The following is a 15,199-nucleotide window of genomic DNA, read 5'->3' as shown; positions in this document are numbered from 1 at the left end:
GACCCGCCACTCACCTCTTCCTTAGAAGTATGCACGGCGAGAGTGGGCCTGCCGGAGTCGAGGGCGGCACGCGGTAGCGTGGACGAGATAAGCGGAATGAGCTGAACGAAACGCAACGAAACGAAGGGATCGAGGTGCACGTGCCCGACGTCTCCGTGGTCGTCATCGTCTACAACGACGCAGAGCGTCTGTCGACAGCAGTCCAGTCGGTTTTGGACCAGACCCTGCACGGGGTCGAAGTCGTGATCGTCGACGACTGCAGCAAGGACCGCTCGTACGCGGTCGCCCAGGAACTGGAGTCCGCGCACCCGGGGAGGGTCCGCGCCTTCCGGCTGCCGGAGAACAGCGGCGGCTGCGGCGCGCCCCGCAACCACGGCATCCAGCAGGCCACCGGCAAGTACGTCATGTTCCTTGACAGCGACGACGTACTGGAGCGCAACGCCTGCCGGAACATGCTGGACGCCGCCGAGCGGACCGGCTCCGACCTGGTATCGGGCATGTGCGTACGCGTGCACCTCGACAACCGGTGGGGCAAGACCACCGAGTGGTACCCCTGGATCTACTCCCGCACCCGCACGCTGGAGTCGATCACCGACTTCCCCGACCTGCTGGTCTACGACACCCTCTCCACGAACAAGTGCTACAGGCGCGCGTTCCTCCTGGAGCAGGGCCTGGAGTTCCCGGTCGGCATCCACTACGAGGACCTGCTGTTCTCCGCCCAGGCGTACGTGGCCGCCCGCCGTATCACGCTGATCCCGAACCGCGTCTACTTCTGGAACGTGGTCGAGAAGGCCGCGGCGAAGTCGATCAGCAACCGGCGCCACGAGATCGCGAACTTCGTCCACCGGATGGAGATCCACCGCCGCGTCGACCAGCTGCTCGCGGCCAAGGGTTACACGGAGATCAAGTCCGCGAAGGACGCCAAGTTCCTCAAGCACGACCTGGTCCTGCACCTGCGCGACCTGCCGCTGCTGAGCGACGCGTACCGCCAGGAGTTCGCCCGCCTCGCCAACGGCTACCTCGCGGGCATCGACCCGGCGGCGTACGAGAACGTCACCTACCTCCAGGCCATCTGCGCCTACCTGCTCGGCAAGGAGGACTGGGACAACCTGCTCCCGGCCGCCGACGCCATGACCAACAAGGGCCGGCTCTCCTCCTCCCTCGCGGAGCGCGACGGGCGCGTCTACTGGTGCGGGCAGCACCTCGATGACGCCGAGGCCCGCCGGATACTGGACGTCACCGAGCAGGGCTTCCACACCGCCCCGCTCGCCTCCCTCCAGCTGGGCAACCGCCTGACCTCGTACGAGGACGACGGGCGCGGCACCGTCACACTGTCCGGCGCCGTCGTGAACCCGCTGGGCCGCATCACGGCCGACGCGGAACTGAAGGCCTCGCTCGAATTCCGGGCCCGCCGGCAGATCGGCGTGCGTTCGTTCAGCTTCCCGGTGACAACCGTGCGCCACGCCGGTGACACGATCGAGTGGACCGGTACCGCCGACGTCGGCAGCACCGTCCGCCCCCTCGGAATCATCGACGCCGTCTGGGACGTCCGGCTGAAGCTGACCGCCGGGAGCGACCGGGTCACCACCCGGGTCTCGGTCGGCGGTGTCGACCTGGAGTCGGCGGCCCGCCTGCGCGTGCGGCCCCGGCTGACCCGGCTGGTCTCCGACCGCTTCGAGCCGGAGGTCACCAAGAAGGGCAACCTCTCCTACGTCCTGACCGCCGAGAGCGCCGCCGCCGTCCGCACCCAGAGCCTGATCAACAACGCCATACAGGGCAAGACGGCGGGCGTGGTCAAGCGGGGCCTGCGAAAGGCCCTGCGGGTCCGCCGGAGCATGGGCTCCGGCGAGCAGAAGGTGAAGCTGTACCACGAGGTCTTCTCGAAGCTGCCGATCAAGAAGGGCACGGTCGTCTTCGAGAGCCACATGGGCAAGCAGTACAGCGACAGCCCGAAGGCGATCTACGAGGAGCTGGTCCGCCAGGGCGCCCCGTTCGAGGCGATCTGGTCGTACGCGGGTGCCAAGCCCACCGGCTTCCCCAAGGAGGCCACCCTGGTGCGGCGCTGGAGCTGGCCGTACCTGCGCGCCCTGGCCCAGGCCGAGTACTGGGTCGACAACCAGGGCTTCCCGCTGGCCCTCGCCAAGCGCCCTGGAACCACGTACATCCAGACCTGGCACGGCTCCGCGCTCAAGCGGATGGGCTTCCACGAGCCCCGCACCAAGGCGCAGGGCCGCGTGGGCCAGAAGCGCTTCCAGGCGGCCGTCGACCGCTTCGACCACTTCCTGATCCGGTCCGAGCACGACACCCGCACCCTGGCCAAGGGCTTCCGGCTGCGCGACGAGGTGCTGCTGCGCACCGGCTACCCGCGCAACGACGCCCTCGTCGAGGCGCAGCGCGCCGAGGCGGACAGCGGTGAGCGGGTACGCGGCCCCCTGGCGGCCGAGCTCGGCATCGACCCGGACAAGAAGGTGCTGCTGTACGCGCCGACCTTCCGGGCCGGCGCCGACGGCGCGATCGAGGGGTTCAGCTTCCCGTTCGACGTGGAGGAGTTCGCCGACCGGCTCGGCGACCGCTTCACGCTGCTGGTGCGGACCCACTACCTCAACAGCGTCTCGCTGCCGCCGTCGGTGGCGGGCCGGGTCATCGACGTGTCCCGGCACCACGACATCACCCCGCTGCTGGCCCTCGCCGACGGACTGATCACCGACTACTCGTCCGTGATGTTCGACTACGCGGTCCTGGACCGGCCGATGGTGTTCTTCGCGTACGACTACGAGAAGTACGCCAACGACATCCGCGGTACGTACTTCGACCTGAAGGAGAAGGCCCCGGGCCCGGTGGTGGCGACGGCGGACGAACTCCTGCAGGCCCTCGCCGCCTTCGAGGAGGCGGACGCCAAGTACGCGGAGGCGCGACAGCGCTTCCTCACCGAATTCGGCGAGTACGACCGCGGGGACGCGGCCCGCCAGATCGTCGAGAAGTTCTTCACCAGGAGCGGCAAGTGAGCCAGCAGACCGCCACCCCGGGCGGCCGTGACATCTTCCTCGTCTCCAACAACGTCGACGAGCTCGGCGGCGTGACCACCTGGTCGCACCAGATGGCCCGGCTGTTCACCGAGCGCGGGCACAGGGTGCACATCGTCGGCATCGCCCCGGTCGCCGAGGAGATCCGGCAGAAGCTCCCGCAGGACCTGCCGTACGAGATGACCACGCTGTACGACGCCCACCCGCCGGCCGCGCGCCGGCTGCACGGGATCAAGGGCCGGCTGAACGCGCCCGAGCGGCGCCGCCAGGCGGCCCGGCGGGCGGGCATGCGGGCCAAGGCGGAGCAGCTGAGCGAGCTGCTGCGCACCGCGCGCCCGGGCGGCGTCGTGATCGTCACCCAGGTCTGGGCGATGGAGTGGGTGGCGCTCGCCGACACCAAGGGGTTCAGCGTCATCGGCATGAGCCACGAGTCCTTCCAGGCCAGCCAGAAGTCCACCCGCGGTGAGCGGGTCCGCCGCCACTACCGCGAGGTCGACCGGCTGCTGGTGCTGACGGCCGAGGACGCGGACCTGTGGATCCGGGCGGGCATGGAGAACGTCGGGAGCATGCCGAACCCGCTGCCCTTCATGCCGGACTCCCCCGCCCCGCGCACGGAGAAGGTGGTCGCGAGCGTCGGCCGCCTCGCCTTCGAGAAGGGCGTGGACCTGCTGCTCGACGCGTGGGCCGACGCCGCCCCGCACCACCCCGATTGGGTACTGCGGATCTACGGGGCGGGGCTGGAGGAACCGACACTGCGGGCGCACTGCACCTCGCTGGGGCTGGACGACTCCGTGGAGTGGATGGGCAGCACCGACGACGTGCTGGGCGCGCTGCGCGGGGCCTCGGTCTTCGCGCAGGCCTCGCGGGCCGAGGGCTTCCCGATCACGCTGCTGGAGGCGATGGCGGCGGGCGTGCCGGTGGCCGCCTTCGACTGTGCGCCGGGCGTACGGGAGATCGTCGAGCACGGCGAGGACGGGCTGCTGGCCCGGCTGGGCAACACGATGGAGCTGGCCGGGCACCTGGACGCGCTGATGTCGGACCGCGAGCTGCGCGACCGGCTCGGCGACGCCGCCTTCCAGTCGGTCAAGCGGTACTCCAGCGCCGAGATCACCGACCGGTGGGAAGCCCTGTTCTCCTTCCTGGAGCGCTGAACACCCCACGGTCACGACGAAGCCGCCCGCCCCGGACACCTCCGGGGCGGGCGGCTTCGTCGTGGGCCGCCCACGATCAGGGCTTGTGAACGTCCTTGTGCCCGGCCTTGTGAGCGGCCTTGTTGGCTTCCCAGCCGGCCCACGCGGAGGTGACCATCTCGCGGACGTCGTGCCGGGCCTTCCAGCCCAGCTCGGCGGTGATCTTGTCGGCCGAGGCCACGACCTTCGCCGGGTCGCCCGCGCGGCGCGGGACGATCACGGGCGGGATGTCGTGCCCGGTGTGGGTGTTCAGGAGCTCGACCATCTCGGCGACCGAGACGCCCTCGCCGCGCCCGATGTTGACGGTGAGGTCCTTGTACTCCCCGGCCGCCGCCCACTCGGCGAGCTTGCGGGCCGCCGCCACGTGGGCCTCCGCGAGGTCCTCGACGTGGATGTAGTCGCGGATGCAGGTGCCGTCCGGGGTCGGGTAGTCGTTGCCGAAGATCTTGGCGCCCTGGCCCGCGTCGTAGCGCTCGAAGACCATCGGGACCAGGTTGAAGACGCCGGTGTCGGCGAGCTCGGGGGTCGCGGCGCCCGCCACGTTGAAGTAGCGCAGGCAGGCGGTGGCGATGCCGTGCGCCTTGCCGGCGGCGCGGATCAGCCACTCGCCGGCCAGCTTGGTCTCGCCGTACGGGCTCAGCGGCGCGCACCGGGTGTCCTCGGTGACCAGGTCCACGTCGGGCATGCCGTAGACGGAGGCGGAGGAGGAGAAGAGGACGTTGCGGATGCCCGCCTCGGCCACGGCCTGGAGCAGGACCGTCAGGCCCTGCACGTTCTCGTGGTAGTAGTACAGCGGCTTCTCGACGGACTCGCCGACCTGCTTCTTGCCCGCGAGGTGCACCACGCCGGTGATCTTGTGCTCGCGGAAGGTCTTCTCCAGGATCAGCCGGTCCAGGACCGAGCCGACCACCAGCGGTACGCCCTCGGGGACGCGATCCTCGTTGCCCGTGGAGAGGTCGTCGAGGACGACCACCTTCTCACCCGCGAGCAGCATCGCCCGGACGACGTGCGCGCCGATGTATCCGGCGCCACCGGTGATCAGAAACGTCATGTGTATCTCCCTGGTCCTGTCCGACTTCGGTGTGAAAAGAGGGCCTTCAGTCCGTCCCGCGGCCTGCCCGGGCCCGGTGGAGACGGTTGCGTACGAGGTACAGCGCGCCCTCGGCGCCGGGCGCCAGGCGCAGCGCGAGGGCGCCGGCCCCCGTGCGGTACGGCTGCGCCAGCAGCACACCGTACCGGCTGCTGGGCAGCGCCCGGCGGCGGAGCAGTCGGCCCCGGGGGCGCAGGGAGGTGAAGACGGAGGTGCCGTCGGCGCACTGCACGCCCACCCCGACGTTCCACGCCTGCATCCGGCGCAGCCCCTGCCGGCGGCCGGTGGCGGCCAGGTCGGCGAGGCGGAAGGGCAGCAGCGCGACCCAGCCGCCGTTGCGGTCGGGGCGCAGCTCCACCGGCTGGGCGAGGACCGGCTCGCCCCCGGCCCGTGGCAGGAAGCGCAGCTGCGCGGTGCGCGGACCGGCCTCGGCGAGGCGCCCGTACAGGTCGTGCACATGGATCCGGACGGTACCCCGGCCGGCCGGCTCGGCGTCGACGGTGACGGGCAGCCCGGCCGTCGGCAGCGTGGCCAGGCCGTCGAGCTCGACCGGGAGCGCCTCGCTCCACACCGGCGTCCCGTCAGCGGCGGCCGCGTACGGGGGCAGCAGCCGCGGCGGCTCCGCGGCCAGCCGGGTGAGCCGCTCGACGTCGGCGGGCGGGGTCGCGGTGGCGCGCAGCAACGCGACGATCCAGCGGGCGTGGGCCGCGGCGGACGCGATGTCGGCCTCGGCGAAGGTGTCGAGGTACTCGCGGGTCAGCGTCCACCAGGCGGCCTGGTACTCGGGGTCCCTGCCGAGCTCGCGCAGGTACATGCGCAGGTCGTACTCCAGGAACTTCACCTGGCAGGCGCTGCCCAGCACCGGGGAGGCGGCGGCCAGGGTCCTGGAGGCCGTGCGGTGGGCCTCGATGCGGGAGCGCCAGTTCGAGACGTCCTTGCGGTCCAGGGAGATCGACACCTGGGCTGCGCTGCGGCGCACGTGCCAGACGTAGACGAGGTCGCCGATGACGGCGATCCGCGGGGCGGCGGCCAGGACCCGGGCGGTGAAAGCGAAGTCCTCGTAGACGAACCGGCCGTCGGGGAAGCGCAGGCCGTGCTTCTCCAGGAAGGCGCGGTCGTACAGCTTGTTGACGCAGAGGGTGTCGCGGACCAGCTCCGGGCGGTCCGCCGGCCGCTCGATGACGTCGCCGGGGGTGTAGAGCCCCGGCATCCACGGCACGTCGTGGCGCTGGGGCAGCTCGCGCCGCACGGCGGCGCCGACGGTGACCTGGGCGCGGTGCTCCTCCGCGGCGCGCACCAGGGCCTCGGCCGCGCCCGTCGGCAGGACGTCGTCGCTGTCGAGGAAGAGGACGTACGGGGAGGTCGCCACGGCGATCCCGTCGTTGCGCGGGGTGCCGCACCCTCCGCTGTTCTCCGTGCGGTGCACGACCTTGAGGCGGGGGTGTACGGCGGCCAGCTCGTCCAGCACCCGCGCGGTGCCGTCGGACGAGGCGTCGTTCACGGCGATGACCTCGGCGACCACCGGGCCCTGGGCGAGTGCCGAGGAGACGGCCTCGCCCACGAGCCCGGCGTCGTTGTACGCGATCACCACGACGGAAACGGTGGGGAGGTTGGTGCTGTTCACCCGAAGGATCCTAGGCGACCCGCGTAAAGACGCCTTCAATGCCGCCCGGGTGCCCTGCGGGGGAACGGGACTAGAACGGCCGGAACTCGTCGTACTCCTGCTGCGCCGAGTCGCCGCGCTTGGCTTCCTTCTCCTTGCGGCGCTGCGTGGCCGGGCGCGGAGCCTCCATGCGGTGGTCCTCGCCGCGGCGGCCCAGCATCTCGGCGCCGGCCATCATGGTCGGCTCCCAGTCGAAGACGACCGCGTTCTCGTCGGAGCCGATGGCCACGCCGTCGCCGGCACGGGCGCCGGCCTTCCTCAGCGCGTCCTCGACGCCGAGGCGGTTGAGGCGGTCGGCGAGGTAGCCCACGGCCTCGTCGTTGTTGAAGTCGGTCTGGCGGACCCAGCGCTCGGGCTTCTCGCCGCGCACGTTGTAGACGTCCTCGGCCTCGTCGTAGGTGACGGTGAAGCCGGCGTCGTCCACGGCCTTCGGGCGGATGACGATGCGGGTCGCCTCCTCCTTCGGCTTGCGGGCGCGGGCCTTGGCGATGACCTCGGCGAGGAAGTAGGAGAGCTCCTTCAGGCCCGTACGGGCGACCGCGGAGACCTCGAAGACCTTGTAGCCGCGCGCCTCGAGGTCGGGGCGGACCATGTCGGCGAGCTCCTGGCCGTCCGGGATGTCGACCTTGTTCAGGACGACGAGGCGCGGGCGCTTCTCCAGGCCGCCGCCGTAGAGCTTGAGCTCCTCCTCGATGACGTCGAGGTCGGCGATCGGGTCGCGGTCGGACTCCAGCGTGGCGGTGTCCAGGACGTGCACGAGGACCGAGCAGCGCTCGACGTGGCGCAGGAACTCCAGACCCAGGCCACGGCCCTGGCTGGCACCGGGGATCAGGCCCGGGACGTCGGCGATCGTGTAGACGGTCGAGCCGGCCGTGACCACGCCCAGGTTCGGGACGAGGGTGGTGAAGGGGTAGTCCGCGATCTTCGGCTTGGCGGAGGAGAGCACCGAGATCAGGGAGGACTTGCCGGCGCTCGGGAAGCCGACAAGCGCCACGTCGGCGACGGTCTTGAGCTCCAGGACGATGTCGCCGGTGGTGCCGGGGACGCCGAGGAGCGCGAAGCCGGGGGCCTTGCGGCGGGCGGAGGAGAGCGCGGCGTTGCCGAGGCCGCCGCGGCCGCCCTCGGCGGCGACGTAGGTGGTGCCCTGGCCGACGAGGTCGGCGAGGACGTTGCCCTCCTTGTCGAGGACGACGGTGCCGTCCGGCACGGGCAGGACCAGGTCCTGGCCGTCCTTGCCGGAGCGGTTGCCGCCCTCGCCGGGCTTGCCGTTGGTGGCCTTGCGGTGGGGGCTGTGGTGGTAGTCCAGCAGGGTGGTGATCGCCTGCTCCACCACCAGGATGACGTCGCCGCCACGGCCGCCGTTGCCGCCGTCGGGGCCGCCGAGCGGCTTGAACTTCTCCCGGTGAACGGAGGCGCAGCCGTGGCCTCCGTTACCCGCGGCGACATGCAGCTCGACGCGGTCCACGAAGGTGGTCATGGTTGTTCCTCCAGTTACATGCGGGAATGTCCCGGGCAGGCCTTGCCGCCCAATAAACGTCTGTACGTACCAACACGCCGAGGGCGGACCTCTCTTCCCGGCTTGCGCCGGAAAGAGCTGAGATCCGCCCTCGGGAAGTTACGAACGCTTGATCAGCAGAAGCTGGATCAGGCGGCCGGAACGATGTTGACGACCTTGCGGCCACGGTGCGTGCCGAACTCGACGGCACCGGCCTGCAGCGCGAACAGCGTGTCGTCGCCACCGCGACCGACACCCGAACCCGGGTGGAAGTGGGTGCCGCGCTGGCGGACGAGGATCTCACCAGCGGAGACGACCTGACCGCCGAAGCGCTTCACGCCGAGCCGCTGGGCATTGGAGTCGCGCCCGTTCCGGGTGGACGATGCGCCCTTCTTGTGTGCCATGTCTCAGTCCCTCTTACTTCGCAGCCGCGGGGATACCGGTGACCTTGATCGCCGTGTACTGCTGGCGGTGACCCTGGCGACGGCGGTAGCCGGTCTTGTTCTTGTAGCGCAGGATGTCGATCTTGGCGCCCTTGTGGTGGTCCACGATCTCAGCCGTGACCTTGATGCCGGCCAGGACCCACGGGTCGCTGGTCACGGCGTCGCCGTCGACAACGAGCAGGGTCGAGAGCTCGACCGTGTCGCCAACCTTGGCAGTGGAAATCTTGTCAACCTCAACGATGTCGCCGACAGCAACCTTGTGCTGGCGACCACCGCTGCGCACGATGGCGTACACGCGGATCTCTCTCTCACTCGGGGCGGATGCTCCTGAAGCCAGCCGCTCAGGCGGACTCCGACTTTCGACGGGCCCACTCTGATCCGGAATGGACGAGCGGCCTCTCCCATGTCGACGCTTGCGCGTACGAAGCGGGAGGAAGGTGCTCAGGAGCGCGGCGCGCGCTGAACGCTAATCGTTCAAGACACGCCGACGGTCTAGGTTACGGGGCCGGTTCCAAGGGGTCAAACCGGGCCCCGCACGGCCGTGGGCCCCGCCTCGCGGCAGGGCCCACGGTCATGCTGCTCTTCCTCGGACGCGTCAGGCTTCGGTCGGAGCCGAGACGGAGGGCAGCGTCTGCTGCTCGGCCGCCGCGGTCTTCTTCGTCGCCCGCTTCGTCGCGGTCTTCTTGGTCGTGGCCGCCTTCTTGGCCACGGTCTTCTTGGCCGCCGTCGCCTTCTTGGCGGTGGTGGCCTTCTTCGCCGCGGTCGCCTTCTTGGCCGGAGCCTTCCTGGCGGCCTTCTTGGCCGGAGCGGCCTCCTCGGCCTCGGCCTCGGCCGGGGCCTGCGGCTCCGGCTCCGGCTCGCTCACCGGGGCCTCCACGACCACCACGGCGGCCTCCGCCGCGCCTGCCGGGGAACCGGCGGGTGCGGTGGCCTTACGGGTGGCACGGCGGCGCGGACGGGCCGGAGCGGCCTCCGCCACCGGGGCCTCCTCGGCCACGGCGACGACCGGCTCGGGCTCGGGCTCGGCGACGACCGGCTCGGGCTCCGCCACGACGACCGGCTCCGGGGCCACCTCGGCCGCGGGGGCCGGGGCACCCGCCGGGGCGGTGGCCTTACGGGTCGCACGGCGACGGGTACGGCCCTTGGGGGCCTCCTCGACGGGCGCGGCCTCGACCGGCGCCGCCTCGACCGTCTCCGCGGCCTCCACGGCCTCGGCGACGACCTCGGCGGCCGGCTCCAGGACCGTGTCGGCCGGCTCGGCGACCGGCTCGGCGACGATCTCGGCCACGGGGGCCGGTGCCTGCGCCGGAGCGGTCGCACCGCGCGGGGCGCCCGCCGGAGCGGTCGCCTTGCGGGTGGCACGGCGACGGTTGCGGCGGCCGCTCAGGCCCGCCGCGGCCTCCGCCTCGGCGGGGCTGCTGTACAGCTCCTCGTCCGCGACGAACTCGGGCTCGGGCAGCGCCTGCGGCGCGGCGGCCTCGGCGGCCACCTCGGCCTCGGACTCGAACTCCACCTCGACCGTCTCGACCTCGTGGTCGTGCTGGTCGAACTCCGCCTTGCCGCCGCGGCGCTTGGAACGCTTGCCGTTGCCGCCGCCGCCGATCGCGGTCGGCTGCTCCATGTGCACGATGACACCGCGGCCGTTGCAGTGGACGCAGGTCTCGGAGAAGGACTCCAGCAGACCCTGGCCCACCCGCTTGCGGGTCATCTGGACCAGGCCCAGCGAGGTGACCTCGGCCACCTGGTGCTTGGTGCGGTCACGGCCCAGGCACTCCAGCATGCGCCGCAGGACCAGGTCGCGGTTGGACTCCAGGACCATGTCGATGAAGTCGACGACGACGATGCCGCCCAGGTCGCGCAGCCGCAGCTGGCGCACGATCTCCTCGGCCGCCTCCAGGTTGTTCCTGGTGACGGTCTCTTCGAGGTTGCCGCCCTGACCGGTGAACTTGCCGGTGTTGACGTCGATGACGATCATCGCTTCGGTCTTGTCGATCACGAGCGAGCCGCCCGAGGGCAGCCAGACCTTGCGGTCGAGCGCCTTGGCGAGCTGCTCGTCGATCCGGTACGTCGCGAAGACGTCGACCTCGGAGGTCCAGCGGGACAGCCGGTCGGTCAGGTCCGGGGCCACGTGGTTCACGTAGCCGTGGATGGTCTCCCAGGCGCCGTCACCGCTGACGATGACCTTCGAGAAGTCCTCGTTGAAGATGTCGCGCACGACGCGGACGGTCATGTCCGGCTCGCCGTACAGCAGGCTCGGCGAAGAGGTCGAGATCTGCTTCGACTTCTTCTGGATGTCCTCCCACTGGGCCTGCAGACGCTCGACGTCGCGGCGCAGCTCGTCCTCGCTCGCACCCTCGGCGGCGGTGCGCACGATGACGCCCGCGTCCTCGGGGACGATCTTCTTGAGGATGGTCTTCAGACGCGCGCGCTCGGTGTCGGGCAGCTTGCGGCTGATGCCGGTCATCGAGCCCTCGGGCACGTAGACCAGGTAGCGGCCGGGCAGCGAGACCTGGCTGGTCAGGCGGGCGCCCTTGTGGCCGATCGGGTCCTTGGTGACCTGCACCAGGACCGACTGGCCGGACTTGAGGGCGGACTCGATGCGGCGCGGCCCGTTGGCCATGCCGAGCGCCTCGAAGTTGACCTCACCGGCGTACAGGACCGCGTTGCGGCCCTTGCCGATGTCGATGAAGGCGGCCTCCATGGACGGCAGCACGTTCTGGACCTTGCCCAGGTAGACGTTGCCGACGTACGAGGTGGCCTCTTCCTTGTTGACGTAGTGCTCGACGAGCACGTTGTCCTCGAGGACGCCGATCTGGGTGCGCTCGCCGGCTTGGCGGACGACCATCACGCGCTCGACGGCCTCACGGCGGGCCAGGAACTCGGCCTCGGTGATGATCGGGACGCGGCGGCGGCCCTGCTCGCGGCCTTCGCGGCGGCGCTGCTTCTTCGCCTCCAGGCGGGTCGAGCCCTTGATGGACTGGACCTCGTCGGACGGCTCGGCCTTCTCGCGGGCCGGGCGCGGCTCGCGGACCTTGACGACGGTGCGTACGCCGTCCTCCTCGCCCGCTTCCACGGCCTCGGCAGTTTCGCCACTGCGGCGACGGCGACGGCGGCGACGACGGCTGGAGCTGGAGCCGAGGGCCTCTTCGCCCTCGTCGAACTCGGCGGCCTCTTCTTCGCCCTCCGCCTCCTGCTCGGCGGCCTCGGCTTCGGCCTCGGCCTCTTCCTCGGCGGCCTCGTCGAGGTCGGCGGACTCGCCACGACGGCGACGACGGCCACCGCGACGGCGACGGCGCGAGGGACGCTCGCCCGACTCGTCGCCCTCCTCGAACTCGGCGGACTCCTCTTCGAGCTCTGCCTCGGGCTCCTCCTCGGCGAGTACCTCGGGGAGGGAGACCGGCGCGGACTCGGCGGCCGGGGCGGCCTCGGCGGCGCCGCGCCCACGACGGCGGCGACGGCCGGCGGGCTGCGGGGCGGAGGTCTGGACGACCTCGGCCGGGGCCTCCGTCTCCTCCTCCTCGACCTCCTCGGCCGGGGCGGCGGCGCGGGCGGCCGCGGCGGCCATGGCCGCGGTCTCGGGGGTCTGGAACATCGGCTCGGCGAAGACCGGGGCCTGGAAGACGGCCACGGCGGGGCGCGCGGCGCGGCGGGCACGGGCCGGGGCGGCGGGCTCGGCGCTCTCGGCGGGCTGGGCGGCGGGCTGCGCGGGGGCGGCCGGTGCGGTGGAACGGGTGGCGCGGCGGCGGCCGCCGCGCTTCGGGGAGTCCAGGGCGTCGGCCACGGTGAAGGCGCGGGCGGCGGCCTTGGGGGCCTCCTCGGTCACGGCGGGGGCCTCGTCCTCGACGGGGGCGGCGGCGGCCGGGGCGGCGACGGCGCGGGTCGCACGGCGACGGGCACGCGGGGCCGGAGCGGCCGGAGCCTCCTCCTCGACCACGGGCGCGGCCTCGGCCACCGGAGCCTCGGCGGCCGGAGCCGGGGCGGCCTCGGCGACCGGGGCGGCGACGGCGCGGGTGGCACGGCGACGGGCACGCGGAGCCGGAGCGGCCGGGGTCTCCTCGGCCTCCTCGGCCACGGGCTCGGCCGGGGCGGCCTCGGCGACCGGGGCAGCCTCCGGGGCGGCGACGGCGCGGGTCGCACGGCGACGGGCACGCGGAGCCGGAGCGGCCGGAGCCTCCTCCTCGACCACGGGCGCGGCCTCGGCCACCGGAGCCTCGGCGGCCGGGGCGGCGACGGCGCGGGTGGCACGGCGGCGGGCACGCGGAGCCGGAGCGGCGGGGGTCTCCTCGGCCACGGCCTCGGCCGGGGCGGCGGCCTCGGCGGCAGGGGTCTCGGGAGCGGCCACGGCGCGGGTCGCGCGGCGGCGGGTACGGGCGGGGGCGGCGGCCGGAGCGGGCTCCTCCACGGGGGCGGCGGCGGCCTCCGTCACCGGGGTCGTCTCTGCGGCGGTGGCGCCGGGCGGCCCGGCGGGCCGGGAAGCGGCGCGGCGGCGCCTGCGCGGAGGCAGGTTGTCGCTCGGGCTGCCGTTGTCGGCGTTACCGGCGGTGGTGGTGTCGTTTTCGTTGTTGAGCATTGCGGGCGGTTCTCCCGTCACGCTCCCGGGCGCCGCGGCTGACTTCCGGTCCGGCACGGCTCCGCGTAATGAGCGCGGAACCGGCCTCCGGGGCGCGTTCGCCACACGGGAGCTCAGTTCATGGCCGCCGGTTCCGTACGTGTTGTCCGTACGGCCTGGCGGAAGTCTTCAGGTCAGTGCGCGGCCCGACCCAGGTGGCTCCCGAGTGCCAGGGCTGCGCGACGACGACGTTCCTTACGCGGCGGGACCTTCCGGCGCCTTCGCGTCGGCGGCTACGGCGGCCTTGGGTGGAGCGGCCGTATCAGCCTCGCGGTCGGGCGCGAGCGGGTCGGTCACCGTGCCGGACTCCTCGTCGAAGAGCCCCTGCGCCAGCCTGGTCACCGCTGAGGGGACCGGCGGCGCCAGGTCGGCCACAGCTCGGAGACCGGACAGGACGTCGTCGGGTCGCACGGCAGGTGTCAAATGCCGAACAACCAGCCGCAGTATCGCACAGGCATTGTCCAGGGGCCTATCAGCCTGCGCGGGAAGGGCCTCCAAGGTGACGACGGCGCCGCGCGTGTCGAAGGTCCGCATCCCATTCTTGGTTCGGCGCTGCACCTCCACGGTCTCGGCGGCGAGGAAGGCCGCCACGGCCCGCTCGGCCTCGGCGGGCTCCACGCCGTCAAGGCGCAGCTCCCATACGGAGGCGGTGAGCCGGTCCGCGAGGCCCGAGGTGCGGGCCTCCACGGCGTCGATGATGTCGAGCCCGGCCGGCATCGACTCGTCGAGCAGCTCGCGGAGCTTCTCGGGGTCGCGGGGCTCGGCGAGGGCGATCTCCAGGTATTCGGCCTCGCTGCCGGTCCCGGTAGGGGCGGCGTTCGCGTACGAGACGCGGGGGTGCGGGGTGAAGCCGGCCGAGTACGCCATCGGCACCTCGGCGCGACGCAGGGCCCGCTCGAAGGCGCGCTGGAAGTCGCGGTGGCTGGTGAACCGGAGGCGGCCGCGCTTGGTGTAGCGCAGTCGGATGCGCTGCACCACCGGTGCGGGAGGCGGGCCTTCGGGCTGTCGCTTGCCCAGTGGTTCTTCTCCTTGTGCGGGGCTCCGCGGCTCGCGCGTCGCCCTGAGCGTCTGTGGGACCTGCCGGCCACGCCCCGCCTCCGGCTCACCCCTGCGGTTCGTGCAGGGAGATCTCGGGAGCGGGCGTGTTGCCTGCGGCTGTCGTACTACCCAGAGTACGCGCCCGTGACCTCGCCGGTTCCCGGGGAGGAACACCGAAGAGCGCCTGCCGTACGGAGGCCCGCGCCTCCCGTACCGCGAGCCGCGAGCTGCGCCACACCTCTCGGACGAGGTGTCCGGCGGGAGTGAGCACCTGCCGGCGGACCCAGGCGGCGGGCCGGGCGACCAAGCCCCGCCACAGCCACAGGAGTCCGCGGCCGACGGCCCGGCTGACGCGGCCGGCGAGGTGCCAGACTGCGGCGGCGAAATGTCCCAGCGGCGTGAGCACGTACCGGTACAGGCCCCGCGCGGCCAGGGCGACGCCGCGCCCCAGCGGAGTCAGGACGAAGCGGTACGTGCCGGCGGCGACCGGGGCGATCACGTACCGCCACAGCGCCACCCACGGCCACACGAACAGGGCCTTCGCCAGCCAGCCCAGCGCGGCCCCCGTGCCGCGGGCCAGCAGGACCAGGCCGTGGCCGGCCGGGACCAGGACGTACCGGTACAGCCCGTGGGCCAGCCAGGCGACGC

The 15,199-nt window shown here is 72.3% G+C and carries 9 protein-coding genes and 1 pseudogene; 2 read left to right on the top strand and 8 right to left on the bottom strand.

All coding sequences use genetic code 11. From position 1 onward, the window contains the following. Window positions 1-134: 134 nt before the first annotated feature. Together ACFYOB_RS18500 and ACFYOB_RS18495 are read left to right on the top strand one after the other, a co-directional pair. Window positions 135-3,005, top strand: a complete 2,871-nt coding sequence (locus tag ACFYOB_RS18500; RefSeq protein WP_388560901.1) for a CDP-glycerol glycerophosphotransferase family protein — start codon at window positions 135-137, stop codon at window positions 3,003-3,005. After that, window positions 3,002-4,174, top strand: a complete 1,173-nt coding sequence (locus tag ACFYOB_RS18495; protein ID WP_388560900.1) for a glycosyltransferase — start codon at window positions 3,002-3,004, stop codon at window positions 4,172-4,174. The genes ACFYOB_RS18500 and ACFYOB_RS18495 overlap by 4 nt, the downstream gene beginning before the upstream one ends. 76 nt (window positions 4,175-4,250) lie before the next feature. On the opposite strand, the gene galE is transcribed toward ACFYOB_RS18495, so the two are convergent. From galE to ACFYOB_RS18455, 8 genes and pseudogenes are all read right to left on the bottom strand, one after another. Further along, window positions 4,251-5,264: a UDP-glucose 4-epimerase GalE gene (gene galE / locus ACFYOB_RS18490; RefSeq protein WP_388560899.1), complete on the bottom strand. Its 1,014-nt coding sequence runs from the start codon at window positions 5,262-5,264 to the stop codon at window positions 4,251-4,253. 46 nt (window positions 5,265-5,310) lie between these two features. After that, window positions 5,311-6,927: a glycosyltransferase family 2 protein gene (locus ACFYOB_RS18485; RefSeq protein ID WP_388560898.1), complete on the bottom strand. Its 1,617-nt coding sequence runs from the start codon at window positions 6,925-6,927 to the stop codon at window positions 5,311-5,313. A 70-nt stretch (window positions 6,928-6,997) separates the two neighbouring features. Beyond that, the gene (gene obgE, locus ACFYOB_RS18480; protein ID WP_388560897.1) at window positions 6,998-8,443 is read right to left on the bottom strand and encodes a GTPase ObgE; all 1,446 of its coding nucleotides are present in this window, start codon (window positions 8,441-8,443) and stop codon (window positions 6,998-7,000) included. A gap of 167 nt (window positions 8,444-8,610) precedes the next feature. Beyond that, window positions 8,611-8,865 (bottom strand): 50S ribosomal protein L27, encoded by a 255-nt coding sequence (rpmA, locus tag ACFYOB_RS18475; protein WP_048480572.1) that lies wholly within the window; start codon window positions 8,863-8,865, stop codon window positions 8,611-8,613. 13 nt (window positions 8,866-8,878) lie between these two features. After that, window positions 8,879-9,199: a 50S ribosomal protein L21 gene (gene rplU / locus ACFYOB_RS18470; protein WP_030715748.1), complete on the bottom strand. Its 321-nt coding sequence runs from the start codon at window positions 9,197-9,199 to the stop codon at window positions 8,879-8,881. Window positions 9,200-9,499: 300 nt separating this feature from the next. After that, entirely contained in the window at window positions 9,500-13,474 is a 3,975-nt protein-coding gene (locus tag ACFYOB_RS18465; protein WP_388560896.1) for a ribonuclease E/G, read from the bottom strand. Between the two features lie 234 nt (window positions 13,475-13,708). Next, window positions 13,709-14,488, bottom strand: coding sequence for a TIGR03936 family radical SAM-associated protein (locus ACFYOB_RS18460; protein ID WP_388560895.1), 780 nt, complete (start codon window positions 14,486-14,488; stop codon window positions 13,709-13,711). Between the two features lie 127 nt (window positions 14,489-14,615). After that, window positions 14,616-15,199: pseudogene (locus tag ACFYOB_RS18455) on the bottom strand (hypothetical protein); the annotation flags it as partial.

Origin of the sequence: Streptomyces sp. NPDC006463 (assembly GCF_042870715.1) — a bacterium.
Lineage (GTDB): Bacteria > Actinomycetota > Actinomycetes > Streptomycetales > Streptomycetaceae > Streptomyces.
This window is presented reverse-complemented; position numbering and strand designations above follow the sequence as displayed.